The sequence below is a fragment of the Burkholderia reimsis genome (assembly GCF_003294055.1).
Classification (GTDB): Bacteria; Pseudomonadota; Gammaproteobacteria; order Burkholderiales; family Burkholderiaceae; genus Burkholderia; species Burkholderia cepacia.
The window spans coordinates 36,016-60,775 of the sequence record NZ_QMFZ01000036.1; the positions used below are offsets into that span (position 1 = coordinate 36,016).

Annotated in this window: 22 protein-coding genes; 11 read left to right on the plus strand and 11 right to left on the minus strand. The window is 66.4% G+C overall.

Annotation, left to right across the window (positions count from 1 at the left end; all coding sequences use genetic code 11):
• The first annotated feature begins 336 nt into the window (after positions 1–336).
• Entirely contained in the window at positions 337–783 is a 447-nt protein-coding gene (locus DPV79_RS31920; RefSeq protein WP_059586784.1) for a hypothetical protein, read from the plus strand.
• A gap of 22 nt (positions 784–805) precedes the next feature.
• Here the strand turns inward: DPV79_RS31920 and DPV79_RS31925 are convergent, their stop codons facing one another.
• The 5 genes from DPV79_RS31925 to DPV79_RS31945 all read right to left on the minus strand — a co-directional run bounded on the left by DPV79_RS31925 (position 806) and on the right by DPV79_RS31945 (position 6,667).
• Positions 806–1,906 (minus strand): porin, encoded by a 1,101-nt coding sequence (locus DPV79_RS31925; RefSeq protein ID WP_113047333.1) that lies wholly within the window; start codon positions 1,904–1,906, stop codon positions 806–808.
• Between the two features lie 101 nt (positions 1,907–2,007).
• The gene (locus DPV79_RS31930) at positions 2,008–3,351 is read right to left on the minus strand and encodes an MFS transporter (protein WP_113047334.1); all 1,344 of its coding nucleotides are present in this window, start codon (positions 3,349–3,351) and stop codon (positions 2,008–2,010) included.
• A 154-nt stretch (positions 3,352–3,505) separates the two neighbouring features.
• Entirely contained in the window at positions 3,506–4,561 is a 1,056-nt protein-coding gene (locus tag DPV79_RS31935; RefSeq protein ID WP_060125104.1) for an aromatic ring-hydroxylating oxygenase subunit alpha, read from the minus strand.
• 64 nt (positions 4,562–4,625) lie between these two features.
• Positions 4,626–5,591 (minus strand): PDR/VanB family oxidoreductase, encoded by a 966-nt coding sequence (locus DPV79_RS31940; RefSeq protein ID WP_113047335.1) that lies wholly within the window; start codon positions 5,589–5,591, stop codon positions 4,626–4,628.
• Entirely contained in the window at positions 5,588–6,667 is a 1,080-nt protein-coding gene (locus DPV79_RS31945; protein WP_113047336.1) for an aromatic ring-hydroxylating oxygenase subunit alpha, read from the minus strand. Before DPV79_RS31945 ends, DPV79_RS31940 begins: the two co-directional genes overlap by 4 nt.
• 199 nt (positions 6,668–6,866) lie before the next feature.
• On the opposite strand from DPV79_RS31945, the gene DPV79_RS31950 reads away from it, so the two are divergent.
• Complete coding sequence (locus DPV79_RS31950) at positions 6,867–7,355, plus strand: MarR family winged helix-turn-helix transcriptional regulator (protein ID WP_021163015.1); 489 nt, start codon at positions 6,867–6,869, stop codon at positions 7,353–7,355.
• A gap of 53 nt (positions 7,356–7,408) precedes the next feature.
• Here DPV79_RS31950 and DPV79_RS31955 read toward each other — a convergent pair whose 3' ends face one another.
• A complete protein-coding gene (locus DPV79_RS31955; RefSeq protein ID WP_021163016.1) occupies positions 7,409–8,155 on the minus strand; it encodes a TetR/AcrR family transcriptional regulator in 747 nt (248 codons plus the stop codon).
• Between the two features lie 170 nt (positions 8,156–8,325).
• Between DPV79_RS31955 and DPV79_RS31960 the strand changes: the two genes are divergently transcribed.
• From DPV79_RS31960 to DPV79_RS31985, 6 genes are all read left to right on the plus strand, one after another.
• Entirely contained in the window at positions 8,326–9,507 is a 1,182-nt protein-coding gene (locus DPV79_RS31960; protein WP_021163017.1) for an isovaleryl-CoA dehydrogenase, read from the plus strand.
• Positions 9,508–9,538: 31 nt separating this feature from the next.
• A complete protein-coding gene (locus DPV79_RS31965) occupies positions 9,539–11,146 on the plus strand; it encodes a carboxyl transferase domain-containing protein (RefSeq protein WP_113047337.1) in 1,608 nt (535 codons plus the stop codon).
• Positions 11,147–11,165: 19 nt separating this feature from the next.
• Positions 11,166–11,951, plus strand: coding sequence for an enoyl-CoA hydratase/isomerase family protein (locus DPV79_RS31970; protein ID WP_059619767.1), 786 nt, complete (start codon positions 11,166–11,168; stop codon positions 11,949–11,951).
• 36 nt (positions 11,952–11,987) lie between these two features.
• Positions 11,988–13,985 (plus strand): acetyl/propionyl/methylcrotonyl-CoA carboxylase subunit alpha, encoded by a 1,998-nt coding sequence (locus DPV79_RS31975; protein WP_113047338.1) that lies wholly within the window; start codon positions 11,988–11,990, stop codon positions 13,983–13,985.
• 321 nt (positions 13,986–14,306) lie between these two features.
• Positions 14,307–14,510, plus strand: a complete 204-nt coding sequence (locus tag DPV79_RS31980; RefSeq protein ID WP_059685375.1) for a hypothetical protein — start codon at positions 14,307–14,309, stop codon at positions 14,508–14,510.
• 42 nt (positions 14,511–14,552) lie between these two features.
• Positions 14,553–16,667, plus strand: coding sequence for a phosphocholine-specific phospholipase C (locus tag DPV79_RS31985; RefSeq protein WP_113047339.1), 2,115 nt, complete (start codon positions 14,553–14,555; stop codon positions 16,665–16,667).
• Positions 16,668–16,767: 100 nt separating this feature from the next.
• On the opposite strand, the gene DPV79_RS31990 is transcribed toward DPV79_RS31985, so the two are convergent.
• On the minus strand, positions 16,768–17,466 hold the full coding sequence (locus DPV79_RS31990) for a class I SAM-dependent methyltransferase (protein WP_060073213.1): 699 nt from the start codon (positions 17,464–17,466) through the stop codon (positions 16,768–16,770).
• A 314-nt stretch (positions 17,467–17,780) separates the two neighbouring features.
• On the opposite strand from DPV79_RS31990, the gene DPV79_RS31995 reads away from it, so the two are divergent.
• A complete protein-coding gene (locus DPV79_RS31995) occupies positions 17,781–18,923 on the plus strand; it encodes a DUF2827 domain-containing protein (RefSeq protein ID WP_042977538.1) in 1,143 nt (380 codons plus the stop codon).
• 572 nt (positions 18,924–19,495) lie between these two features.
• Here the strand turns inward: DPV79_RS31995 and DPV79_RS42855 are convergent.
• Complete coding sequence (locus tag DPV79_RS42855) at positions 19,496–19,795, minus strand: hypothetical protein (RefSeq protein ID WP_165843601.1); 300 nt, start codon at positions 19,793–19,795, stop codon at positions 19,496–19,498.
• Here DPV79_RS42855 and DPV79_RS32000 point away from each other — a divergent pair.
• Both DPV79_RS32000 and DPV79_RS32005 read left to right on the plus strand, forming a co-directional pair.
• Positions 19,709–20,512, plus strand: a complete 804-nt coding sequence (locus DPV79_RS32000) for an EAL domain-containing protein (protein ID WP_027790583.1) — start codon at positions 19,709–19,711, stop codon at positions 20,510–20,512. The two genes, DPV79_RS42855 and DPV79_RS32000, sit on opposite strands and share 87 nt — an antisense overlap.
• An 87-nt stretch (positions 20,513–20,599) precedes the next feature.
• Complete coding sequence (locus DPV79_RS32005; protein WP_081063994.1) at positions 20,600–21,022, plus strand: hypothetical protein; 423 nt, start codon at positions 20,600–20,602, stop codon at positions 21,020–21,022.
• Between the two features lie 100 nt (positions 21,023–21,122).
• On the opposite strand, the gene DPV79_RS32010 is transcribed toward DPV79_RS32005, so the two are convergent.
• Genes DPV79_RS32010 through DPV79_RS32020 form a run of 3 tightly spaced genes read right to left on the minus strand, consistent with a single transcriptional unit; the run spans position 21,123 to position 24,749 of the window.
• Positions 21,123–23,090 carry an FkbM family methyltransferase gene (locus DPV79_RS32010; protein WP_113047340.1) on the minus strand — a complete coding sequence of 656 codons (1,968 nt, stop codon included), beginning with the start codon at positions 23,088–23,090 and terminating at the stop codon, positions 21,123–21,125.
• 24 nt (positions 23,091–23,114) lie between these two features.
• Positions 23,115–24,251 carry a DUF2827 family protein gene (locus tag DPV79_RS32015; RefSeq protein WP_059487018.1) on the minus strand — a complete coding sequence of 379 codons (1,137 nt, stop codon included), beginning with the start codon at positions 24,249–24,251 and terminating at the stop codon, positions 23,115–23,117.
• 30 nt (positions 24,252–24,281) lie between these two features.
• Positions 24,282–24,749: a DUF4019 domain-containing protein gene (locus DPV79_RS32020; RefSeq protein ID WP_021163030.1), complete on the minus strand. Its 468-nt coding sequence runs from the start codon at positions 24,747–24,749 to the stop codon at positions 24,282–24,284.
• Positions 24,750–24,760 lie beyond the last annotated feature (11 nt).

The following is a 24,760-nucleotide window of genomic DNA, read 5'->3' on the forward strand; positions in this document are numbered from 1 at the left end:
AGGCGTGCATGATATATGTAATGAGAATCATTTGCAATTGTAGTGACATGATTGCCGGCGCTCGGGTGTCGGTTGCCGGGCTGGCGGCCGTCTGCTACCGTAGCGGCCAAAATCAGACGCAGTGAAATTCAACGAGAGAACCGGGGGCCGCACCATGTCATCTTCCTGTCACGTCGCGTTCCGCGCGACGTCACGCACCGCGCACGACCACGCGGGCGATGAAGTGATCGCAGCCGTCATCCGCCATTCGAACGATTAAAGCAACGGAAGCGAGTTCATCCGGCGTTGCGCCGGGCTTCAATCACTTCAACCACCACGCTAGACGGGAGACCACCCATGAAGAAGATTTCCGCGCCGTTCGCGGCGGCCGCGCTTGCGGCCTGCGCGCTGCTGGCAGGCATTCACCAGGCTGCTTGCGCGGCTTCCGATGCCGACCCCGCGATCGACGCGCACTACGGCGCCGTGATCGAGGCCTACACGCAGGACGTGGCCGCGGCGAAGGCGAAGTACGACGGCAAGCGCCTCACGTTCGTCGGCGCCGTGATCCGGATGGGCAGCGATCCGGGCGGCACTTACTTCGGCGCGCTGACGGCCGACGGCGAGCAGTTCGATACGCATTTCGACGTGGCCGACCAGGATGCGCTGAAGCCGAAATTCCCCGGCGGCGAAATCAAGCCGTTCGTCACGTCGGCGGCTTTCCGCTTCAGCTGCGTGAACGAAGGCTATATCGATGCGCCCGTGTTGCCGGGCCTGAAGCTGGCCCACTGCCGTCTCGCCAACTGACCGGCGCACGGGCGTCCGGCGTTCAGAACTTCTGCTGGATGCCGGCCATCACGCCGAGCTGGTTCATCCCGGTGCCGACCGTCCCGCCCGCGGCGACCGCGTTCGCGGCCAGCGTGCTGTTGAACATGTAGCCCACCGACGTATAGACGGTCGTCCGCTTCGACAGGAAATAGTTCGCGCGGCCGACGAGCAGTGTCGCGTTCGTGCCGCCTTCGCTGTTTTCCCGGCGTTGCAGGTAGCGGACGCCCTGAAGGTCGAGCGCGAGGTAGGGCGTCGCGTAGTACGTGCCGCCGGCGAACACGATATCGGCCTGCAGGTGCTCGGCCGCCGCGAGGTTGCGGCGAATCCACCCGGCGCCCAGTTTCGCGGGGCCGATCTTCACGTAGCCGGCGACGATGTCGCGCGTGTCGGTGTATGCCGGATTGTTCAGCGGCGCGAGCGCACCGCCGCCGCCGCGCATCACGTCGTGCGACGCGGCGAGCCCGAAATTGCTCGCGTCATACGCGAGCATCGCCGTGTATTGGCGGCAAGCGACGAAGTCGCCGGGCACCTGTCCGGCACAGCCCGTCGCCGACGGCCCTGCCGGCCCGGCCGCGTCGCGGCCGAAGCTGTAGGTGGCGCCGAGCGTCACACCGTGGAACGTGCCCTTGTAGCCGATCGCATTGTCGCTGCGCGCGTTCGGCAGATAGGAATCGAAATCCGCCATCGAGTGAATCGACGGACCGATCACATCCGCATTGGTCAGCACGATCATCGACATGTTCATCTGGCGGCCGAGGGTCAGCGCGCCGAACGGACTGTTCACGCCGACGTTCGCCTGTCGCCCGAACAGGCGCCCGCCGTAGTTCAGTGCGCCCGTGCCGGGCTGGAAGCCGTTCTCGAGCACGAAGAAAGCCTGATAGCCGCCGCCGAGATCCTCCGTGCCCCTCAGCCCCCAGCGTGACGGCACTTCGCCGGTCAGTGTCGGCATACCCGTGAACGATCCGCCATGTGCGGCGTTGTTGTAGTAGGACACGCCGGTATCGATGATCCCGTACAGCGTGATGCTGCTTTGCGCGCAGGCCGGTCCGGCCAGCGTCAGTGCCATCGCCGTCGCGAGTGCGGCGCCCAGTTTCGTTTTCATGGCTGTCTCCAAACAGTATGTAGATATGCTTATCGATATTTTTATGACCCGAGCCGATCCGGGATGCCGACGGGTATCGGCAAGGCTGCGTGCGTCGTGCGTTACGACATCGCCGGGTCGCGTTGCCTGCGCGGTGCCGCGGCGCGCGTACCCACCACGGCGACGGCGATCGCCGCGCCGATCATCGGCACGAGGAACGCGAGATACAGATGGGACACGGACCAGCCGTCGTCCAGCAGCGCACCGACCGTCATCGGCGACAGGATCGCGCCGAGGCGACCGATGCCGACCGCGAGGCCGATGCCGGTCGTGCGGATTTCGGCTGGATACGGCGTCGGCGACAGCGCATACATGCCGGCCACGCACGCATTGATCACGGCGCCGAGGAATACCGCGACCGTCATCCCGATCCCGAGCGAGCCGGTGTTCGCGCCGAACACGACCATCAATACGCCGCCGAGCAGCAGCGTCGCGCCGAGCAGGTTGCGGAGGCCGAACCGCGTCGACAGCAGGCTGAAGAGCGATGCGCCCGCAATGCCGCCGAGATTGAGCAGCACGCCACCGGTGACCCCCTGCGATGCCGACAAACCGGCTTGAACCAGCAGCTTCGGTGTCCAGCTCACGACGAAGTAGAAGCTGCCCATCACGAGAAAGAATGCGATCCACAGTGCGATCGTGCGGCGCGTCAGCGGCGCGCGCAGCACGGCCGTCCAGCTCGACGCGGCGTTCGCCGAGTCGATGGAGGCAGTCGCCGCCGGCAGCATGTCGATCGGCGCGCGCTTCATTCTCGCGAGGATGCGGTTGATTTTCAGCAGCGCGTTGTCCGGACGCCTTGCCAGCAGGAAGTCGAGCGATTCCGGCAGCAATGCGAGCACCATCGGGATCGACAGCAAGGTCAGGATGCCGCCGAACGCGAACACGCTGCGCCATCCCCACGTCGACAGCAGGTAGCCGGCGATGACGCCGCCGCCGGTCGCGCCGATCGCGTAGCCGGTCGACTGCATGCCGATCGCGGCGCTGCGCCATTTGTTCGATGCGTATTCGCCGCTGATGACGGTCAGGCTCGCCAGCATGCCGCCGATGCCGAGCCCCGTGTACGCACGCGTGACGGCGAGTTGAATCGTGCTGTGCGTGGCCGCGCAGGCGAGCATCCCGGTCGAGATCACCGCGAGGCAGAGCAGGATGATGCGGCGGCGGCCGACGCGGTCGGCGAGCGGCGCGATCAGCACCGAGCCGATGCCCATGCCGGCCAGCCCGGCGCTCAGCAGCAGGCCGATTTCCTTGCCGCTCAGTCTCCACTCGGCCGCCAGGTGCGGCGCGGCGAACGCGATGGCCAGCACGTCGAAGCCGTCGAGCATGTTCAGCACGACGCAGGCGGTGACCGCCATCGCCTGGAACGTGCTCATCGGGGATTCGTCGATCGTATTGCGGATGTTTGCGCTCACGTCAAAGATCCTTGTAAATAGTATGACTAATTAAATGGGATGAAATCGAGGCCGGTGATGGCGAATGGGGCGAAAGCGATTGAACGGGCCGACGGGACACCCTGCAGAGCGCCCGTCGCGACCGGCGGGTGTTGTCGGCGGGGCGGCGCGATGCTCAAGCGGGTTCGAGCAGCAGCCGCTCGATCACGCGCCGCGCGCGATTGGGGCCCGCGTCGACGTGAATGTCGATCTGGCGGCCGCCCGGAAACCGCAGCTGGTTCCGGTATTGCGCTTCGATCACGGTCTTGTCCTCGTCGAACGTCGCCGCGGATTGCTCGATGACCGTTTGCGCGACGCGCTCGATGTCGTGTTGCGGATTGGTCGCGACGGTCCAGAAGTAGTGCGTCGTCGTTTCCGTCTCGGGCGTGATGCCGTGGAAGCCGCGCATGTGAAAGCCGCCGCGTGCCGGATCGTGCAGGTCGCCGGTGCCGGCGTCCATCGCGCCGGTCCAGATCCGGATGTGCGATACGTGGAATTCGATTTCCTGCCAGCGATCGACGCGGCCCGCGAACGGCCACGCAGCGGTATAGGTTGGCGGCGGGTCGGAATCCGGCATCCGGCGAACCAGCGTCACGGTATCGCCGTCGCTGCTGACGCGGGTTTCCGCACCCATGTGCAGTGCCGCGTTGCCGCCGATCGTTTTCAGATGGACATAACCGAGGTGGCTCAGGTCCATCAGGTTGTCGTGAATCAGTTGATACGGTGCGTCGTAGTGGTAGTGGCCGCCGCCGAACCGGTATTGCGGATCGGCATGGAACGCATAGCGTGGCGGCGCGCTCGTCGGTCGAGCGTGCGCGTCGGCGCCGATCCAGATCCACACGATGGCGTCCTGTTCCCGTACCGGATACGACGACACGCACGCCTTCGCCGGAATCCGGTCCTGGCCGGGAATCTCCACGCACGTGCCGCTGCGGTCGAACAGCAGGCCGTGATAGCCGCAGCGCAGGCCGCGCGATTCGAGCGAGCCGCACGACAACGGCAGCGACTTGTGGCAGCAGCGATCCTCCAGCGCGCCGACTTCCCCGGACGGCAACCGGAACAGGACGACCGGGCGGCCGAGGAGCGTGCGGGCGACGGGTTTGTCCGTCAGTTCGGATGACAGCGCGGCGACCCACCATCGGTCGGCCGGGAACTGAGTAGTACTGAGCGGTGCCGGGGCATGTTGCTCCATTGATCGTCTCCAGTATTGTGATTGGCCGCCGCGAGTCGGGCGGTCCGTCTACAGATTTGCGGATCTACAGATCAAGGACCAGCAGGTCGCTTCGCGATCGCGAGCAGCACGGCATGAACTGATCGCCGGCTGCCTTTTCGTCGTCGGTCAGATACGCGTCGCGATGATCGGGCTCGCCTTCGAGCACACGCGTCGCGCAGGTGCCGCATACGCCTTGTTCGCACGACGTCAGCACGTCGACGCCGTTCGCCGCCAGCGCCGCGATGACCGTGCATTCGGCCGGCACGTCGATCACCATGCCGCTGCTCGCGATCCGAACCTGGAACGCACGGTCCGCGCCGGACGACGCAACCGCGCCGCCGAAGAACTCGTAGTGCAGCCGCGCTTCGGCCCAGTTGCGCTCGCGCGCGGCGTTCAGCACTGCGTCCATGAAGCCGCGCGGGCCGCATACGTACAGGTGCGTGCCTGCGGGCGCGGCGGCGAGCACGGCGGCGAGATCGAAGCGTTGCCCGGGGGCGCCGTCGTCGACGTGGAGGCGGGCGCGATCGTGAAACCCGGCCGCGTTGATTCGCTCGACGAAGGCCATGCGATCGGTCGAGCGCGCGCAGTAGTGCATGTCGAACGGCATGCCGGACGAGAACAGTCGTTCCGCCATGCTGAGGATCGGCGTGACGCCGATCCCGCCCGCGAGCAGCAGGTGGTGCGGAGCGTCGGGGGCGAGCGGAAACTGGTTGCGCGGCATGCCGATCCGCACGGTATCGCCTTGCTGGACTTCGTCGTGGATCGCGCGCGACCCGCCGCGGCCGTCGGCATCGCGCAGCACGGCGATCTGATAGCGATCGGCGTGTTCCGGGTGATTGCACAGCGAGTACTGGCGCACGAGCCCGCCCGGCAAATGCACGTCGATGTGGGCGCCGGCTTCAAAGCCCGGCAGCGGCGAACCGTCGTCGCTGACGAATTCGAAACCGCAGATGTCGCGCGCTTCCTGCCACTTGCGGGCCAGCCGGACCGTCAATGTCGCGGCGCTCATGACGCCTCCTTGACCTGCGCGACCGGAATCACGGGCCGCTGCGGGCTCGCCGCGTTTTCTTCGGCGAGCAGCCGGTCGATCACCTTGCGCGACAGCACGCCGCCGGCGTCGATGTTGAGTTTGAGCAGCTTGCGGTCCGGCCACTGCTCGAGGTTGAGCTGCTGGCGTTCGAGCATCTCGAGATCCTCGGCGAAGATCTTGCCCTGGCCTTCGCGGATCTCGGCGGTCAGCGCGTGATCGTCGGGCCGGAAGTTGCGCGCCATGCCCCAGAAATACCAGATCGACGTGTCCGTCTCGGGCGTGATGAAGTCGACCACGATCGACGACGCCTTCAACTCGGCCGGCGCGTCGTAGCCGCCGTGGCCCGCATGGGCGACGCCCACTTCGATCATCACGTGGCTCGGCGGCGTGAAGCGGCAGATCTGCCAGCGGTCGACCGGCACGTCGTCGGCGAGCCCGTTGCCGCGCAGCGCCATCCGCCAGAACGGCGGCGGCATCACGTTCTCCATGAAGCGGCTCGTGACGACTTCGTCTCCATGACTGGTGGTCTTCGGCGGCGCTTCGTCGATTTCCTTCTGGCCGATGCTCGACGCATGCACGTAGGTTTCGTGCGTGAGGTCCATCAGGTTGTCGATCATCAGCCGGTAATCGCAACGGATGTGATAGAGGCCGCCGCCGTGCGCCCAGGCCGGGTCTTCGGCCCAGGCCAGCGCGGGCAGTCTGGCGGGATCGGCTTCCGACGCATTGCCCGGCCAGACCCAGACGAATCCGTAGCGCTCGATCACCGGGAAGCTGCGAATCGGCGGGAAGCCGCCGACGCGCTGGCCCGGCATGCCGGACGCCTTGCCGTCGCAGCCCATTTCCAGCCCGTGATAACCGCACACGAGCACACCGTCGCGCACGAATCCCAGCGACAGCGGGGCGCCGCGGTGCGGGCAGAAGTCCTCGAGCGCGGCGACCCGGCCGTCCGCCGCGCGGTAAAACACCATCGACTCGTTGCAGATCTTGCGGCCCAGCGGCTTGCCGTCGATTTCATCGGGCGTGCACGCCACATACCAAGCGTTCTTGAGAAACACGTTCGTCGTCTCCTTCGGGGCGGTGCCGCTGACATGCGGCAGTTCTTCATTCCGTGTACTGAATGAGATTCAGTGTACGCATTGAGATTGGCCGGGGCAAGGCGAGCGGTATACTGGTTTTCCCGGGAAATGGCGCGAGGCAGCGCCATGCCGTCGGCGCGCGCAACCGGCGCGCGCCGCCTATGTCATCGACTCATTCATGGAAAAAACGAATCCCGCCGACGCGCCGGCTTTCCCGCTCGACCTGTACGACGAGCCGGGGCACCTGATCCGGCGCGCGCACCAGATTGCCGTCGCGATGTTCTACGAGAAGCTGGGCCGGGACGTGACGCCGGTGCAGTACGCCGTCCTGCGGATGCTCTACGAGTGTCCGGGGCTCGATCAGGTGACGCTGGCGCAGCGGGTGGCGCTCGACACGTCGACCACGGCCGACCTCGCGGTCCGGCTCGAAGCGAAAGGATTGATCGTTCGCGAAGTGCTGCCGCGGCGTCAGCGGCGCCTGCTGCTGACACCGACGGGCGTCGAACTGCTCACGCGCCTGATTCCGTCAGTGCAGGAGCTGCGTGCCGGCCTGTTCGACGGGATGGGCGAGGAAGATTCGCAGGAGCTCGTACGCCTGTTGCGCAAGTTCGTCCATTTGAACAACGAGCAGAGCCGCGCGCCGCTGCGTGTCGGCGAGGATTCCTAGCGGTCGGTTACGCGCGGCGCACGATGCGACGTGCGTCGGGCCGCACCCCTGCGTCACGGGCGTGACGCTTCCCCTTCCAGCCGCCGCACGGCTTCCGCCACTTCATTCCTGAACCGCACGAGCGCCGCCTGCTCCGGCGCCGGCGGCTGCACGGCGGCCCACAGCATGTCGACGAGCTGCGTGGCCGTCGTTTCCGTGTCGAGCTTGCGGTGCCCGAGGATCGCATCCCACAGCACGTGCTCGATCGGCCCGAACACCATCGAGCGCAGCAGGCTCAGCGGCAGGTCGGTACGCACTTGCCCGGCCGCCTGGCCGCGCGCGAGCACGTCCATCAGCGGCGCGGTGTAGCGGCGCTGCAGCGCGGTGAGCTCGTCGCTCAGCGCATGCTGCTTCGCGCGGCCTTCCGACAGCACCAGCGCGCACAGGCCCGTGCCGTTCACCAGCATTAGCCGCAGGTGGGTGCGCACGATGAACGCGAACTGCTGCCGCACCGACGCTTCCTGCGGCATCCCCTGCTCGAACGCGGCAATGTTTTCGTCGTACCAATCCGCGATGACGCGCGCGCACAGCTCGCGCTTGCCGCGGAAGTAGCTGAACACCGTCGCCTCCGATACGCCGACGCGCTGCGCGATCTCGGCGGCCGTCGCATGCTCGTAACCCTTTTCGGCGAACACTTCCCGGCCGGCGCGCAGGATGTCCTGCACGCGTTGCTGGGATTTGCGCCCGGCGGGCGCGCGCGACGTGTCGGCGCGATCGGCTTTGACGGTGGCGGTCATGGTGTCGGCGGTAGCGGCTGTCATCTCGGCATGATATCTGAGTGTCACTCAAAAAACTATTGACGACGAACCCGACGAGGCGCGAAACTGTGCAAAATTTACGCTGTATTGGTCAATGAATCGGTGCATTCATTCGATTTGAGCGAAACTCAGAAATCGGTGGATGCCACACACTTTCTGGAGACGGAGGAGACATGATCAACCTGCCCGGTGTGCAATTCATGCTCGGTGAAGACATCGAGATGCTGCGCGACGCCGTCGCGACGTTCGCGGCGAAGGAAATCACGCCGCGCGCGGCGGAGGTCGACCGCACCGACCAGTTTCCGATGGATCTGTGGAAGAAGTTCGGCGACCTCGGCGTGCTCGGCATGACGGTGGCCGAGGAGTACGGCGGCGCGAACATGGGCTATACCGCGCACATGGTCGCGATGGAGGAGATCTCGCGCGCCTCGGCGTCGATCGGCCTGTCGTACGGCGCGCACTCGAACCTGTGCGTGAACCAGATCCACCGCAACGGCACCGAGGCTCAAAAGCAGAAATACCTGCCGAAGCTCGTTTCGGGCGAACACATCGGCGCACTCGCGATGAGCGAGCCGAATGCCGGCTCGGACGTCGTCAGCATGAAGCTGCGCGCCGACAAGCGCGGCGATCGCTACGTGCTGAACGGCACGAAGATGTGGATCACCAACGGGCCCGATTGCGACACGCTGGTGGTCTACGCGAAGACCGACCTCGAAGCCGGCCCGCGCGGCATCACCGCGTTCATCGTCGAGAAGGGGATGAAGGGCTTCTCGGTCGCGCAGAAGCTCGACAAGCTCGGCATGCGCGGCTCGCACACGGGCGAGCTGGTGTTCCAGGACGTCGAAGTGCCGGAGGAAAACATCCTCGGCCAGCTCAACGGCGGCGTGAAGGTGCTGATGAGCGGCCTCGACTACGAGCGCGCCGTGCTGTCGGGCGGCCCGACGGGCATCATGGCCGCGTGTCTCGACGCGGTCGTGCCGTACATCCACGACCGCAAGCAGTTCGGCCAGGCGATCGGCGAATTCCAGCTGATCCAGGGCAAGGTCGCCGACATGTACACCACGTTCCAGGCATGCCGCGCGTATCTGTACGCGGTCGGCCGCCACCTCGATTCGGCCGGCAGCGACCACATCCGCCAGGTGCGCAAGGACTGCGCGGGCGTGATCCTCTATACGGCCGAGAAGGCGACGTGGATGGCCGGCGAGGCGATCCAGATCCTCGGCGGCAACGGCTACATCAACGAATACCCGGTCGGCCGCCTGTGGCGCGATGCGAAGCTGTACGAGATCGGCGCCGGCACGAGCGAGATCCGCCGGATGCTGATCGGCCGCGAGCTGTTCGCGGAAACGATGTAACGCCCCACGTCACGCGAACGGAGCCCCGTCGATGCCGATCATCGAATCGAAACTGAACCCGCGCTCGGAAGACTATCGCGCGAATGCCGCCGCCCTCGAGGCGGTCGTCGCCGATCTGCGCGCGAAGATCGAACAGCTCGCGCAGGGCGGCGGCCAGGCCGCGCGCGACAAGCACCTGGCGCGCGGCAAGCTGCTGCCGCGCGACCGCATCGCGCAACTGCTCGATCCGGGTGCGCCGTTCCTCGAGTTCTCGCAGCTCGCGGCGAACGGCATGTACAACGACGACGCACCGGGCGCGGGCGTCATCACCGGGATCGGCCGCATCGCCGGCCGCGAATGCGTGATCGTGTGCAACGACGCGACGGTCAAGGGCGGCACCTATTACCCGGTCACCGTGAAGAAGCACGTGCGCGCGCAGGAGATCGCCGCGGAAAACCGGCTGCCGTGCGTGTACCTCGTCGATTCGGGCGGCGCGAACCTGCCGAACCAGGACGACGTGTTTCCCGACCGCGACCACTTCGGCCGCATCTTCTTCAACCAGGCGACGATGTCGGCCGCGGGGATCGCGCAGATCGCCGTCGTGATGGGCTCGTGCACGGCGGGCGGCGCGTACGTGCCGGCGATGAGCGACGAGTCGATCATCGTGAAGGAGCAGGGCACGATTTTCCTGGGCGGCCCGCCGCTCGTGAAGGCCGCGACCGGCGAGGAAGTGAGCGCCGAGGATCTCGGCGGCGGCGACGTGCATACGCGCCTGTCGGGCGTGGCCGACCATCTCGCGCAGAACGACGCGCATGCGCTGTCGATCGCGCGCAACATCGTCAGTCACCTCGCGCCGAAGATCGCGCCGCCGGTCGCGCTGCGCGAGCCGAAGCCGCCGCGCTACGACGCGACGAGCCTGTACGGCGTGATTCCGGTCGATACGCGCAAGCCGTTCGACGTGCGCGAGGTGATCGCGCGTATCGTCGACGATTCGGAGTTCGACGAATTCAAGGCGCGCTACGGCACGACGCTCGTCACGGGTTTCGCGCACATCTGGGGCCACCCGGTCGGGATCGTCGCGAACAACGGCATCCTGTTCTCCGAATCGGCGGTGAAGGGCGCGCATTTCATCGAGCTGTGCTGCCAGCGCAAGATCCCGCTCGTGTTCCTGCAGAACATCACGGGCTTCATGGTCGGCCGCAAGTACGAGAACGAAGGCATCGCGCGGCACGGCGCGAAGATGGTGACGGCCGTGTCGAACGCGAAGGTGCCGAAGTTCACGGTGATCATCGGCGGCTCGTTCGGCGCCGGCAACTACGGGATGTGCGGCCGCGCGTTCGGCCCGCGCTTCCTGTGGATGTGGCCGAACGCGCGGATCTCGGTGATGGGCGGCGAGCAGGCCGCGTCGGTGCTCGCGACGGTGCGCCGCGACGGCATCGAGGCGAAAGGCGGTTCGTGGTCCGCCGAGGAAGAGGACGCGTTCAAGCAGCCGATCCGCGACCAGTACGAGCGCCAGGGCCATCCGTATTACGCGAGCGCGCGGCTGTGGGACGACGGCGTGATCGACCCGGCGCAGACGCGCGACGTGCTCGGGCTCGGCCTTGCCGCGTCGATGAACGCGCCGATCGAAGACACGCGCTTCGGCGTGTTCCGCATGTAACGGCCGGGAGGGCTGACCGATGCGATACGAAACGATCAAGGTAAGCGAAGCCGGCCGCGTGGCGACCGTCACGCTCGCGCGCCCCGATGTGCGCAACGCGTTCAACGAGACGACGATCGCCGAGCTGACCACCGCGTTCGAATGGCTCGACGCGCACGAAGGCGTGCGCGCGATCGTGCTCGCCGCGGAAGGCGCCGCGTTCTGCGCGGGCGCGGACCTGAACTGGATGAAGAAGATGGCCGGTTACTCGGACGACGAGAACCGCGCCGATGCGCGCAAGCTCGCGCGCATGCTCGAGGCGATCCATCGCTGCGGCAAGCCGGTGATCGCCCGCGTGCATGGCGATGCCTACGCGGGCGGCGTGGGCCTGGTGGCCGCGGCCGATATCGCGATTGCCGCCGACGGCGTGAAGTTCTGCCTGTCGGAAGCGCGGCTCGGGCTGATCCCCGCGACGATCGCGCCTTACGTGGTGCGCGCGATGGGCGAGCGCGCGGCGCGCCGTTACTTCACGACGGCCGAGGTGTTCGACAGCACGCGCGCGGCGTCGCTCGGCTTCATTCACGAAGCGGTGCCGGCCGATGCGCTCGACGAAACCGTCGCGAAGCTGGCCGCGACGCTCGTCGCGAACGGCCCCGACGCGGTGCGCGCGTGCAAGCGGCTCGTTGCCGACGTGGCCGGCCGCGCGCTCGACGCGACGCTGATCGAGCAGACCGCCGACTGGATCGCGCGAACCCGGGCCGGCGCGGAAGCGCGCGAAGGGATTGCGTCCTTTCTCGAGAAACGCACGCCTGCGTGGCGTGAATGACGGCGTGCCCCTAACTTTCCGGACGACACCGAAGCCATGTTCGACAAGATTCTGATCGCCAACCGCGGCGAAATCGCGTGCCGCGTCGCCGCGACGTGCAAACGTCTCGGGATCGCGAGCGTCGCCGTCTATTCCGACGCGGACGCGAACGCGAAACACGTGGCCGCGTGCGACGAAGCCGTGCACATCGGCGGTTCGGCCGCCGCGGACAGCTACCTGCGCATCGAGCGCATCATCGAAGCCGCGCGTGCAACCGGCGCGCAGGCGATCCATCCCGGCTACGGATTCCTGTCGGAGAACGAAGATTTCGCGCATGCGTGCGAAGCGGCCGGCATCGTCTTCATCGGGCCGCCGGTCGACGCGATCGCGGCGATGGGCTCGAAGGCCGCCGCGAAGGCGCTGATGCACGCGGCCGCCGTGCCGCTCGTGCCCGGTTATCACGGCGACGACCAGGACGCGGCCAACCTGCATCGCGAAGCCGACGCGATCGGCTACCCGGTGCTGTTGAAGGCGAGCGCGGGCGGCGGCGGCAAGGGGATGCGCGTGGTCGAGCGCTCCGACGATTTCCCCGCGGCGCTCGCGTCGTGCCAGCGCGAAGCCGCGAGCAGCTTCGGCAACGACCGCGTGCTGATCGAGAAATACCTGACGCGCCCGCGTCACGTCGAGGTGCAGGTGTTCGGCGACACGCACGGCAATACCGTGTACCTGTTCGACCGCGACTGCTCGGTGCAGCGCCGTCACCAGAAGGTGCTCGAGGAAGCGCCGGCGCCGGGCCTGCACGACGACGTGCGTCAGGCGATGGGCGAAGCGGCCGTCGCGGCCGCGCGCGCGGTCGGTTATGTCGGCGCGGGCACCGTCGAATTCATCATGACGGGCGAAGCGTTCTACTTCATGGAAATGAACACGCGCCTGCAGGTCGAGCATCCGGTCACCGAGATGGTCACCGGGCTCGATCTCGTCGAATGGCAACTGCGTGTCGCATCCGGCGAGCCGCTGCCGCTGCAGCAGGACGAACTGCGCGTGCAGGGTCACGCGCTCGAGGCGCGCCTTTATGCGGAGAACCCGGCGCGCGGCTTCCTGCCGTCCACGGGCACGCTGAAGCACCTGCGGCTGCCGGCTGGCGTCGAGTTCGCGATCGGCGCATCGGTGCGCGTCGACAGCGGCGTGCGCGAAGGTGATGCGATCACGCCGTTCTACGATCCGATGATCGCGAAGCTGATCGTCCACGGCGCGGACCGTGCGGAAGCGCTGGGGCTGATGCTGCGCGCGCTGCGTGCATGCGAAGTGGTCGGCCTGCACACGAATGCCGCGTTCCTGCAGCGGATCGTCGCGTGCGAGCCGTTCGCGACGGCCGATCTCGACACGGGCCTGATCGAGCGCAATCACGATGCGCTGTTCGCGCCGCAAGAGCCGCCGCGCGCGATGCTCGCGCTCGCGTGCGCCGCGCTGCTCGCGCGCGAACGCGGCGCGGCCGCGCACGGTTCGTCGCCGTGGGGCGCGCTGCCGGACTGGCGGCTGAACGGCGGCTATCGCCGCACGCTCGACTGGCATGCGGCCGAGCGCGAAGCGGACGTGACGGTCACGTACGAGGACGACGGCGCGGTCGCGCGCCTCGCGACCGGCGGCGCGGCCGCGCAACCGTTCACGTGGACGCGTGGCGCCACGCCGCTCGATTTCGACGTGACGCTCGGCGACGTGCGCAGCAGCGGCCGCGTGTATGCGGACGGCGACACCTTCCACGTGTTCTCGCAAGGCGCGGCCGAGACGTTCGAATGGCGCAACCTGCTCGCGCATGCGGGCGATGCGGAGCAGGGCGGCGGCCGCCTGACCGCGCCGATGCCCGGCAAGGTGATCGCGGTGCTGGTCGAGCCGGGCCAGAAGGTCGAGGCGGGCACGCCGCTGATCGTGATGGAAGCGATGAAGATGGAGCACACGATCGGCGCGCCGAGCGCGGGCGTCGTCGCGGAAGTGCTGTACGGCGTCGGCGACCAGGTTTCGGATGGCGCGCAGTTGCTGATGATGGCGGAAGGCTGAGCGGCGCCGGTTTCGCGGTATGCGGGCCGGCTGCCGCGGCTGCCGGCCCGTAAGACAGGCGTCGTGGTGCGTTGCTCGACCGGCACCGCGACAGATTCGCTTCGATCGCTTCGGCAAAAACGAAGCAATGCGAATCTTTCGATTGCATTACGTCAACCTCTCGTAATCCCCTCCGCCGCGACATGCGCGCCCCTTGCGTGCACGCGGCGCGCCTCTTTGCACGACACCATCGTGTAACACGTGATAATTAGCATCTCGCCGTCGACACGACCGGTGCGCATCCGCGCCTGTGTCAAGTCATCACCTCCACGGAGAGACGTTATGCGAAAGTCGGCCCTACGGCCTTTCGCGATCGTTGGCCTGATCGCGCTGACCGCACTCCTCGGTGCCTGCAACGACGACCTGACCGCACCCGCCGCACCCGTGGCGCAGCAGAAGGCCGCATGCGGCGGCGGCGTGGTCGCCACCGCGCAGATGCACTGCCCGCCCGGTTTCACCGCGCCTGCTTCCTCGCCCGCTTCCTGATCCCGGCCGTTTCCACCAGAAATCCAATCAAGAGCAACCAGCATGGCCACCCATTCGCGACGCGATTTTCTGAAGTTCTCCGCCGGCCTCGCCGGCGCGACCGCCGCCACCGCACTGCTTCCCGAATCGATCCGCAAGGCGCTGGCGATCGAGCCGAATACCGTGACGGGCACGATCCAGGATGTGCAGCACATCGTCGTGTTCATGCAGGAAAACCGCTCGTTCGACCACTACCTCGGTCACCTGAGCGGCGTGCGCGGCTACAACGACCGCTTCCCGGTCACGCTGCCGAACGGCAAGCCGGTGTGGTTCCAGCCGCGGCAGGAGGACAAGACGAGCGTGATCGCGCCGTTCCGCTACGACACGACCAACCCGGGCGTCAACGCGCAGTGCATCGGCGGCCTGCCGCATACGTGGGCGACGACGCACGGCGCGATCGACAACGGCCGTGCCGACCAGTGGGCGGTGCAGAAGTCCAACATGACGATGGGCTACCACGTCCGCGACGACATCCCGTTTCATTACGCGCTCGCGGATGCGTTCACCGTGTGCGACAACTACTTCTGCTCGATCCCGGGCAACACGCACCCGAACCGCATGTACCTGATGACGGGCATGGTCGACCCGCTCGGCACGGGCGGCGGCCCGCTGCTCGACAACACCGACTACATCGACAACCAGTTCGACAAGATCCAGTTGCCGCCCTTCAGCTGGACGACTTATCCGGAGCGCCTCGAGAAAGCGGGCATCTCGTGGCAGGTCTACCAGCAGGGCACCGGGTTCGACAACTTCACCGGCAACTACGGCACGAACATGCTCGCGTGCTTCAACAACTTCGTGAATGCGCCGGCCGGTTCGTCGCTGCAGACGCGCGGGATGAGCACGCGCCCGATCACGCAACTGAAGGCCGACGTGCAGGCGAACGCGCTGCCGCAGGTATCGTGGCTGCTGCCGCCCGCCGCGTATTCGGAGCATCCGAAGTTCACGCCGCTTTACGGCGCGTATTACCTGTCGACGATTCTCGATGCGCTGACGTCGAATCCGGACGTGTGGAGCAAGACCGTCCTGCTCGTCATGTACGACGAGAACGACGGCTTCTTCGATCACGTCGTGCCGCCGTCGGCACCGACGCTGCCGGGTTCCGGCATGAGCACCGTGGACGTGTCGCTCGAGCGGCACAACGTCGTGACCTCGACGCAGACGGGTACGTACACGGCCGACAACCTGCCATACGGCCTCGGCCCGCGCGTGCCGATGTTCGTGGTCTCGCCGTGGTCGAAGGGCGGCTTCGTGTGCTCGCAGGTCTTCGATCACACGTCGGTGCTGCAATTCATCGAGAAGCGCTTCGGCGTGATGGAAACGAACATCTCGCCGTGGCGCCGCGCGATCTGCGGCGACCTGACGTCGGCGCTCGACTTCTCGAAATCGGATGCGACGCTGCCGACCCTGCCGAGCACGCAGGCGTATGTCGCGCAGGCGGACCTGCAGTGTTCGCGCGCGTCGTCGCAGACCGCACCGGCCAGCACCGCGCAGCAGGTCGTGACGGCACAGGAACCCGGCACGCGGCCGGCGCGTGCGCTGCCGTACGAATTGCACGTGACCGGCCAGCTCCAGACGCAAGGCTACGCGCTGACGTTCGCGAATACCGGCACGCAGGGCGCGCATTTCTGGGTCTATACGGGCGACCCCACCGCGATGCCGCGCCGCTACACGGTCGAAGCGGGCAAGCAGCTGACCGACACGTGGGCGCTCGATGCGAACGGCAACTACCTGGTGAGCGTGTGGGGGCCGAACGGCTATTTCCGGCGCTTCGCCGGATCGGCCGCCGCGGATGCCGGCGCAAAGCCTGAAATCACGCCGTGTTACGACACGGCCAACGGCGACGTGTACGTGACGATCGCCAACGCGGGCACCAGCACGCTCACGGTCACGGCGACCGATGTCGCGTACGGCGGCGCACCGCGCACGTTGACGGTTCCGGCCGGGCAGCGCGTCGAAGCGCACTGGGATCTGTCGTGCAGCAGCCACTGGTACGACCTGCAGTTCGCGGTGGCCGGGAACGCCGGCTGGACGCGCCGCATCGCGGGGCACGTCGAAACCGGCAAGGCCAGCATCACCGACCCGGCCGCCGTGGCGCCGACGACCTCGGCGATCTGACGGCAATCCATGCGTGCCGGCTCCGCGCCGGCACGCGACGAGCGCATGTCAGAAACGAAAAAGGCGCCGCGCGGCGCCTTTTTCAGTCGGGTACACGAAATCAGATGGGGCGAAAAACTGCGTATTGATCGCCGTCGAGTTTTTCCAGGTACCGGGAATCATGGAGCGTCAGGTTGACCGGCTGGAGCAATTTCTCGTCGGTGGCCTCGCGTTCGTTGCTGGCGCGCGTATTGAACAGGCTCGACGCATTGGCGGAGTTCACGAGAGAATCGAGGCGCGGTGCGTTCCAGTCGAGGTGCCCCCTGAGCAGGTAGAAGTGCATGATCCCGCATTGCTGATGGGCCCAGAAGTCATGCCACATGAATGAATCGGGCCGCCACACGGAGTTGTGGCTCTCGAAGTACGATGCGCTGCTCATCGGCATGCACTCGGGGGTCGAGATGATGATGTATCGCGATCGATAGTTGAGAAACTCCAGTAGATCGCGACCGTGGGAGTGGCGCATGTGCTCGATGACATCGCCCAGGATGATCGTGTCGTACGAGTCGCCGGACCGTTCGTACAGCGTGTCGCTGACGCCGGAAATGATGTCGTCGTAGCCGTTCTCGATCAGGAACGGATGGGTCTCCTCGTCACATTCCAGCGCCGTGATACGGCAATCCGGCACGACCTTCCTGAGCAGGCGCCCGTATTTCCCGCCCCCGGCCCCGATATCCAGAATCTTGCCCGGGTTGATCGACTTGACCAGATACTGCGTGAGTTGATCGAAGGTTGGCCACGAATACCCGATCTGCTCCACTTTGACCTCCCGTCAAGGCTGGTTTGTAAAATTGATCGTAGCGATGTCGCAGTGTTGCTGCGAAGTCGTTTTCTGCCCACCCTGGATGCCGATACCGCCCGGCAACCCGGTGGCGCGGCGGGTCGCACGAGTATCGCACAACCGTCTCGCGGATCTGCGCTTGCTGGCCGGGCGCTGACCATCCCTGACAGTATGCGGCGGGCACTCCGCTAGAATGCCGGGTGGCCGGCGGCGTGCGCCGCTTGACGCGGGCGGCGCTTCGCGCGCTACACTGCATCCATTCCATCCCCACCCAACTTCCCATCCCGCCGACGATGACATCCCCTGTCCTGAACGGCCTGCGCATCGGTATCACGATCGGACTGCGTGCCCCTGACGAAAGCATGTGGATCAACGGCATCAAGCAGAACGCGCTGTTTCTCGCGAAGCTGCTGATGGCGTCGCCGCATGGCTACCGCGTGACGCTGGTCAACACCACCGACGTACCGCTCACCGATGCATTGCCGTGGGATCGCAGCGTGTACGACACGCGCGCATTCGCTGAGATGAAGGATGCGCTCGACGTGGTGATCGAGCTCGGCGGGCAGATCGACGGCGAGCAGACGGCCTACCTGAAGGCGCGCGGCGCGAAGCTCGTCAGTTACTGCTGCGGCGTCGAGTACGTCAACGCGATGGAATCGATTCTGTTCGGCCGCCGGCTGTGGGATTCGCTGTTCATCAATCGCGGCTACGACGAGGTGTGGGCGATTCCGCAGATCGCGCCGTCGTCGCTGCCGTTCCTGCAGTCGCTGCGCCGCTGCCCCGGGCGCGTCGTGCCGTTCGTGTGGGACCCGATGTTCCTGAGCGCGCGCGCGCAGTCGTTGCCGGAGCGCGGCGAATACCGGCCGCGCAGCGAGCCGGGCAAGCGGCTGACGGTGATGGAGCCGAACCACGACGTCGTGAAGTTCTGCGTGTATCCGATGCTGATCATCGACGAAGCGTATCGCCGCGATCCGGATGCGATCTGCTTCACGCACGTGACGAACGCCGATCGCCTCGCGCACGACAGCCCCGAGTTCGTGATGCTGATGAACTACCTGGACATCGTGCGCGCGGGCAAGGCGAGTTTCGTCGGGCGCTTCGATACGCCGCTGTTCCTGGCCGACCTGACCGATATCGTCGTGTCGCACCAATGGTCGAACCCGCTCAACTATTTCTATTTCGACGTGTGCTGGCAGGGCTATCCGCTCGTGCACAACGCGAGCCTCGCGCCCGAACTCGGCTACTACTATCCGGACAACGACGTGCAGCAGGGCGCCGATGCGCTGTTGCGCGCGCTGCATACGCACGATGACGACTGGGAAGCGTACACGCGGCGCCAGCGCGACATCCTGAGCCGCTATACGTCGGCGAATCCCGCGCTCATTGCCGAATACGACGCCCTGCTCGCGAACCTGGTCGGCGCATCGGCCGCATAAGGCCCGATTTTTCTCGCGGCGCACACGTTGCGCCGCGGCCCGCCATCGGGATTGTCCCGCCCTAATGTCTGACGAAATAATGCCGTTAAAAAAGAAACCGCCGAACCCGATCGGTTCGACGGTTTTTGAAGGCACGAATTTGACGGCTCCGAGGGAAGTCCGTCGGAAATCATTTTATAGGTTAACAAGAATTCAAGATTGTTAAAAATGGTTTGATCGATAATCGTCATATGATTTAAATTGATATTATCGATTAACAGTGGCTTGATTCGGGTTGGAAATTTAATAATTCGTTTGAAACGGGAAAATTGAGCGCTGCGATGATCGAATGACGTGCGGCAGCCGATTTGCGGCGACGCGCAAGCCGGGCCGCCAGCCTTCACGGCGAGTCCGGCAGCGGGCGAGGGCGCGGCCTCGCGGGCCGGTATTGATCTGATTAATTGAAGATTTTCGAATTTGCGAGGCATGCAGATTACGCAGGAATTGATTCGGACAAGAATGTTTAGGTACCTGGAATAAACAATATCCGAATCGCGTTTATGTAATTTGCGTTAGTGTGACCTGTCGCACAATCAGTGTTGCGCATGCGTGGTGTATTCCAGTAACTGAATATCGTTGAAAATATCGAATTTGACGGCGCGCCGAAGCGAAAAGTACGCTCCCCGGAAAAGATCGACATAACAGGATGGGCCGGGTAGGCGGCGGAGCACGCCATGATCGGTTTGCTCCGCATGTTTGTTGAGGTCGAGCCGCGATCGGCGGCTCGCCATTTGCCGGAGCGCCGGATGAATGCGGTCGAAGCTCGCCAGGAGGCGAATCGGGAAGCGAATCGTGACGAAATCGATCTCGTGTTCGGCGCCCCCGACGATCATCCCGACCTCGCGTCGGTACGCAGTTTCGTGGAGAGCCGGCTCGCGTTCGCGCAAGAGCCCGTGTGCCGGGCCGACCTGTCGGGTGGTGTGCTGTACCAGGAATGCCTGGCGCGATTGCGGTGGGGCGAGCGCGATGCGCTGCCGCCGGTCGCGTTCCTGCCGCGCCTCGAGGCGCTCGGGCTGATGCGATGGTTCGACCGGCTCGTGGTCGGCCGGACGATCGACGCGCTGCGCGCCGATCCGGCTGCCGTCTACGGCTGCAATGTAGCGGCGGCGAGCGCGGTCGTCGACGATGCGTGGCTGGCCATCTTCAGGCGGCTCGAGCGCGAGCCGTCGGTCGCGGCGCGGCTGGTGGTCGAGATCACGGAGACGGGGCCGCTGAATCCCGTCGCGGGTCGTTCGTTCGTGAACCGCTTCCGGCAGACCGGATGCCGCATCGCGATCGACGATTTCGGGGTGGGTTTCAGCGCGTTGAACAACCTGGTGGTCGGCAATCCTGACATCGTGAAGCTCGACCGGTCGATCCTGTCGATGATCAAGCGCAACGCGATCGGCCGCTATCAGTTCCGCAGGCTGATCGCGTTCGCGCATGAAGGTGCGCGGCACGTCGTCGTCGAAGGCGTGGAGAGCGAGATCGACCGGCAGATCATCGTGGATGCCGGCGTCGCCTGGGCGCAGGGCATCCGTTTTTCATGGCGGTCGCCGGCCGCCGCGTGACGGCGCGGAAGCAGGCGGGGTGGCGTGCATGACGCACGCCGGTGTCAGGCATGGCCGGCGCGTGGCCGGGACGAATCGCAAAGGGGCATGGGCATGGCGGGGACGAAGGCCGGAAGCGGAACGGGCACGCAGGCAGCCGGTGCGCGCGAACTCGTCGCGATCGCCGAGCTGGCCGACATGCTGTGGCAGCTGGGCGCCGAATCGACCGAAGTGCCGATCGACGTCGCGCCATATCTCGACGGACTGAAAACCATTGCGCGCCGCATCCAGCGGATGACGCCGCTCGATGCCGGCGGCCGCGAACTGGCCGCGCGGCACTATTACGCGGGTGTCATCGCGGGCGCGTGCGGCGACGATTCGGCGATCGCGCGTGGTGTGTCCGACAGCCTCGTCAAGTTATCCGGCGGCATCAGCCGGCCGGCGGCGCGTTGCTTTGCCGTGCTCGCGCGAACGGGCCGGCGGCATGGCCGTGTGTTCGCCGCGCAGAGCGGCGACCGGGTGCTGGTCTAGCGCCTGTTCACGCCGGTCGCGGGCGCCGGCGCGGCGCGATGCGCGCGGCCCGCGTCGATCTCATCTTTTCGTGTAGCGGCCCGATCGCGCGCCATACCGGTCAATCCTTCCCGAATCCGCCGAGCACGAACGCCATCGCGCGGTCGACCGCGTCGTCCCATCGGCCGACGTGCGCGGCGCGCACGATCCGGACGCCCGGATAGAGAGCGGTGCGCGAGCCGGTTTCCCAGCGCGCGTCGGCTTTCGGGCTGAGCAGCAGCACGGCCGGCACGCCGAGCGCGCCGGCGAGGTGCACATGCGCGGTGCAGGTGGTCACCACCGCGTCGAGCGCGAGCATCAGCGCCGCCAGGTCGCTGAAATCGCCGATCGCGTGATGCGGGAAGGTCACCGGCAGGTCCGATTGCTCGGACTGCGCGGACAGGTCGCGGTTGATGCAGTACGCGGCGTGACCGTGCAGCCGCGTCAGCGGCGCGAGGTCGCGCAGGCTGGCCGCGCGATGGAAGCGCGCGTCGCTGTCGTCGCGCCCGCGCCAGTTGAGCCCGATGCGGCGCGTGCCGGCTGCATGACCGTCGCGCGACACGCGCTCGCGCCACGCGGCCGCCTGCCCGGGTGGGCAGGACAGGTACGCGCCCGCCGATCCTTTGGGTGCCGGCGCGTAGCCGAACTGCGCGGCGAGCACCAGGAACGAACACCAGTAATCGTGTGCGATCTGCGACGTGTCGATCCACGCGCCGTGCGCGCCGATGAATTCGATGTGCGGGAACGTGTGACGCATCAGGCCCGTCAGCGCGTCCGGAACGACGACGGTCACGCTCGTGCAGCCGAGCGTGTCGAGCGCATGCAGGTAACGTGCGTACTGGAGCTGATCGCCGACACCGCCGTAGCTGAGCACCAGCAGTCGCTTGCCCTGCAGCGGCTGGCCCTGGTAGAGCCGTTCCGTCGGCAGCCCGAACTGCGCGGCCGTCAGGATGTTTTCGCTCGCGATGGTGGCGCGGGCCGCTTCGTCGCGCCGGCCGGCACGCAGCAGCAGCATCGAACGCATCAGCTCGAGGCGGCCGCGCGTCGCGTCGGGCAACGCGTCCGGATTGCTGAAGCGTTCGAGCGCCGCGAGCCCGGCATCGGGTGCCCCAGCGAAGCCGTAGCACGACGCGAGTTGCAGCGCGATCGCATCGTCGTCGAGCCCGCGGCCGCGCGCGCGTTGCCAGCAGTCGATCGCGTGCCCCCACTCGCAGCGCGACTCATGATCGAGTGCGCGGTTCCAGTGCGTTTCAGGCGCGTCGGTGTCGGCGGCTGCGTCGGGGTTCGCATCGACGTCGGCCTGCGACGCGACGGCGATCGGCTCGATCGAGATGACCAGCCGCTGCCTGTCCCAGCGCGCGTTGGGCACGCAAAGCAGGTTCAGCGGGTCCATCCGGTAGAACGTGTAGTCGAGGCCGGCAAAGGTGGCGATGATCGGCGCCTCGCCGACTTTCCAGTATTCGACCCAGCACCAGGGCAGGTGCGTCTCGATCAGGCGGCGCGCGCCGCGCAGCGCGTCGATCTCCATGCCTTCGATGTCGAGCTTCAGGAAATCCAGCCGCGGCAGGCCGAGCGCGTCGAGCCTGACGACCGGCGTCGGCGTGCCGCCTTCCGCGTGCGCGCCGACGAGCGACACCTGGCCGAAGTCGGCATCCTGTCCGTAGTCGACGTCGGGCACCTTCATCGTGCCGTTGGCGCCCGCAAGCCCCATGTTCAGCAGATGGACGTTGTCGAGCTGGTTGAGCGCGACGGTGCCGCCGAGCGCGTGGAACAGCGTGCGCTGCGGCTCGAACGCGTACACGCGGCCGCCGCGCGCACGCAACCGGTGGGCGATCGGCACGCATACGAGCCCCGCATTCGCGCCGCCGTCCACGGCGATCGCATCGTCCGGCAACTGGTCGATCACCTTCAGGATCGTGTCGAGCTCATCCTGGATGTGCGGCCGCCCGGTCTTGATCAATGCTTCGGCCTGGTACGCGCAGTGCCGGTTGATGACGAACGGACCGTGAATCGAATCGATCACGACGAAATTGCGGACGGTCTGATTCATGGGCGGGAGCAGGGGCAAATAAGGTCAGCCGAGTGCGCGGCCGGCGAACAACTGCTGGATCTGCGCGGAATACGCGTGGACGTTGTGCGCGGCGAGCGTGTCGACCTGATGCAGGCAGCGGCGTGCCGCGGCCGCGTATTCGTCGAGCCGTGCGTCGTGCGTCTGCGCGGCGGTCGCGATCGCACGCGCGGCGTCGAAGATCTCGAAGTCCGGATAGTAATAACCGACGTCGCGCAGGAACGGCGAGTTGTGCACGAGCGGGTAGTTGCCGTACAGCGCGTCGTACAGCAGGTAGTTGAGGCCGTTTTCCCAGTGGTGGGACACGACGATGTCGGTGTGATGCGCGGCCCATGCGACGAACGGCGCGCGCACATCGGCGGTCGCCTTGCCGTCGCGCACCATCTCGAGCCCGAGCGCGAGATGCTTGAAGGCGACGTTTTCCTTCTTGTCGAACGTGTTGGTCATGTACACGTGCTCGACGAGCTCCGGATGCTCGACGTAACACGCGTTGGCGGCGAGCATCGGCACGATCGAGCTTTTCACGACGTTCAGGTTCGGCTCGAAGAACGCGATGCGTTTCGCGGGGCCGTGGTTCCGATAACCGAAGCGCGCCTTCAGTTCAGGATCGGCGTCGAGGCTGCGCTCGATGAAATACGGCGACCAGATGTGCGGCAGCTCGATCACCGGCGCGCGGTACACGGCCTGGAAATACGCGGCGCACGTGTGCATGTGCTGCGGGTTGGTCCAGATCTCGTCGAACTGCACGCGGTGCGGGTTCGGCCGCCACTGGTTCTTCTCGAAGTTGATCGTCTCGACCGCGATCACGTAGTCGTTGCCGAAGCGGTACGACACGCACTTGCCGCCGCGCCGGCGCACGGCGTCGGTGTGCGTCGAGTCGACGAATGCGTTCATCTCGATCAGCAGGTCGGTCTGGTGGACGACGGCGGACAGCGGCCGCAGCGCGTCGCCGAACGCGTCCATCATCAGCGCCTGCGGATACTCGGTCACGCCTTCGTCGTGCGCGAGCCAGACCTCGCCGATCAGCGGCGACTGCTTCAGCAGCATGTACAGGTACACGCAGTGCTGGTTCGCGCCGTTGTACCAGATCGACTGCGTCGCGTCGCGCTGCACGTTCATCGTTATCGCGACATTGAGTTTCATGACGGCTCCGTGGTGCGGGCGTTGCGCGGGTTACGGCGTGTAGTTTTGCGACGAGCGCGGCACATAGCCGGTCAGGCGCCAGTGGCCGTCATCCTCGCGGCGAAAACTCAGCTTCTCGAACATGGTCGCGCCGCTCGTCAGCGTGGTCGCGTAATCGACGTTCGCGTAGAGCCCGTCGGGTGTCGTCGACGCGTTGGTGTAGCGGATGCGCGTGATCTGCGCCCAGCCGCGATGACGGACCGCGCCGACCGACTGGCGCGCACGCTGCATGTCCGACGCGAACTGGTCCTGCTTGATGCGTGCCTTCACGAACGCGGCGGCATCGGTCCACACGTCGTTGTACTGGCCGGCGTCGAGCTGCTTGAACACGGCGTCCGAGTCGCGGAGCAGCGCGTCGGCCGATTCGCCGTCGGCTTGCGCATGCGCGCCGATCGCGATCGATGCGACGGCGCAGCCGATCAGCCATTTGGCGCGGGTGAGGGTCGTGCGTGCGGTCATGTCGGAGTCCG

What these genes read in the sequence shown, in the direction of transcription:
- DPV79_RS32010 (WP_113047340.1), bottom strand. Translation starts at nt 23,090, where the DNA reads ATGAATCAGACCGTCCGCAATTTCGTCGTGATCGATTCGATTCACGGT.
- DPV79_RS32020 (WP_021163030.1), bottom strand. Translation starts at nt 24,749, where the DNA reads ATGACCGCACGCACGACCCTCACCCGCGCCAAATGGCTGATCGGCTGC.
- DPV79_RS32015 (WP_059487018.1), bottom strand. Translation starts at nt 24,251, where the DNA reads ATGAAACTCAATGTCGCGATAACGATGAACGTGCAGCGCGACGCGACG.
- DPV79_RS32005 (WP_081063994.1), top strand. Translation starts at nt 20,600, where the DNA reads ATGGGCATGGCGGGGACGAAGGCCGGAAGCGGAACGGGCACGCAGGCA.
- DPV79_RS31965 (WP_113047337.1), top strand. Translation starts at nt 9,539, where the DNA reads ATGCCGATCATCGAATCGAAACTGAACCCGCGCTCGGAAGACTATCGC.
- DPV79_RS31985 (WP_113047339.1), top strand. Translation starts at nt 14,553, where the DNA reads ATGGCCACCCATTCGCGACGCGATTTTCTGAAGTTCTCCGCCGGCCTC.
- DPV79_RS31925 (WP_113047333.1), bottom strand. Translation starts at nt 1,906, where the DNA reads ATGAAAACGAAACTGGGCGCCGCACTCGCGACGGCGATGGCACTGACG.
- DPV79_RS31970 (WP_059619767.1), top strand. Translation starts at nt 11,166, where the DNA reads ATGCGATACGAAACGATCAAGGTAAGCGAAGCCGGCCGCGTGGCGACC.
- DPV79_RS42855 (WP_165843601.1), bottom strand. Translation starts at nt 19,795, where the DNA reads ATGATCGTCGGGGGCGCCGAACACGAGATCGATTTCGTCACGATTCGC.
- DPV79_RS31955 (WP_021163016.1), bottom strand. Translation starts at nt 8,155, where the DNA reads ATGACAGCCGCTACCGCCGACACCATGACCGCCACCGTCAAAGCCGAT.
- DPV79_RS31935 (WP_060125104.1), bottom strand. Translation starts at nt 4,561, where the DNA reads ATGGAGCAACATGCCCCGGCACCGCTCAGTACTACTCAGTTCCCGGCC.
- DPV79_RS31960 (WP_021163017.1), top strand. Translation starts at nt 8,326, where the DNA reads ATGATCAACCTGCCCGGTGTGCAATTCATGCTCGGTGAAGACATCGAG.
- DPV79_RS31995 (WP_042977538.1), top strand. Translation starts at nt 17,781, where the DNA reads ATGACATCCCCTGTCCTGAACGGCCTGCGCATCGGTATCACGATCGGA.
- DPV79_RS31920 (WP_059586784.1), top strand. Translation starts at nt 337, where the DNA reads ATGAAGAAGATTTCCGCGCCGTTCGCGGCGGCCGCGCTTGCGGCCTGC.
- DPV79_RS31940 (WP_113047335.1), bottom strand. Translation starts at nt 5,591, where the DNA reads ATGAGCGCCGCGACATTGACGGTCCGGCTGGCCCGCAAGTGGCAGGAA.
- DPV79_RS31950 (WP_021163015.1), top strand. Translation starts at nt 6,867, where the DNA reads ATGGAAAAAACGAATCCCGCCGACGCGCCGGCTTTCCCGCTCGACCTG.
- DPV79_RS32000 (WP_027790583.1), top strand. Translation starts at nt 19,709, where the DNA reads ATGAATGCGGTCGAAGCTCGCCAGGAGGCGAATCGGGAAGCGAATCGT.
- DPV79_RS31980 (WP_059685375.1), top strand. Translation starts at nt 14,307, where the DNA reads ATGCGAAAGTCGGCCCTACGGCCTTTCGCGATCGTTGGCCTGATCGCG.
- DPV79_RS31975 (WP_113047338.1), top strand. Translation starts at nt 11,988, where the DNA reads ATGTTCGACAAGATTCTGATCGCCAACCGCGGCGAAATCGCGTGCCGC.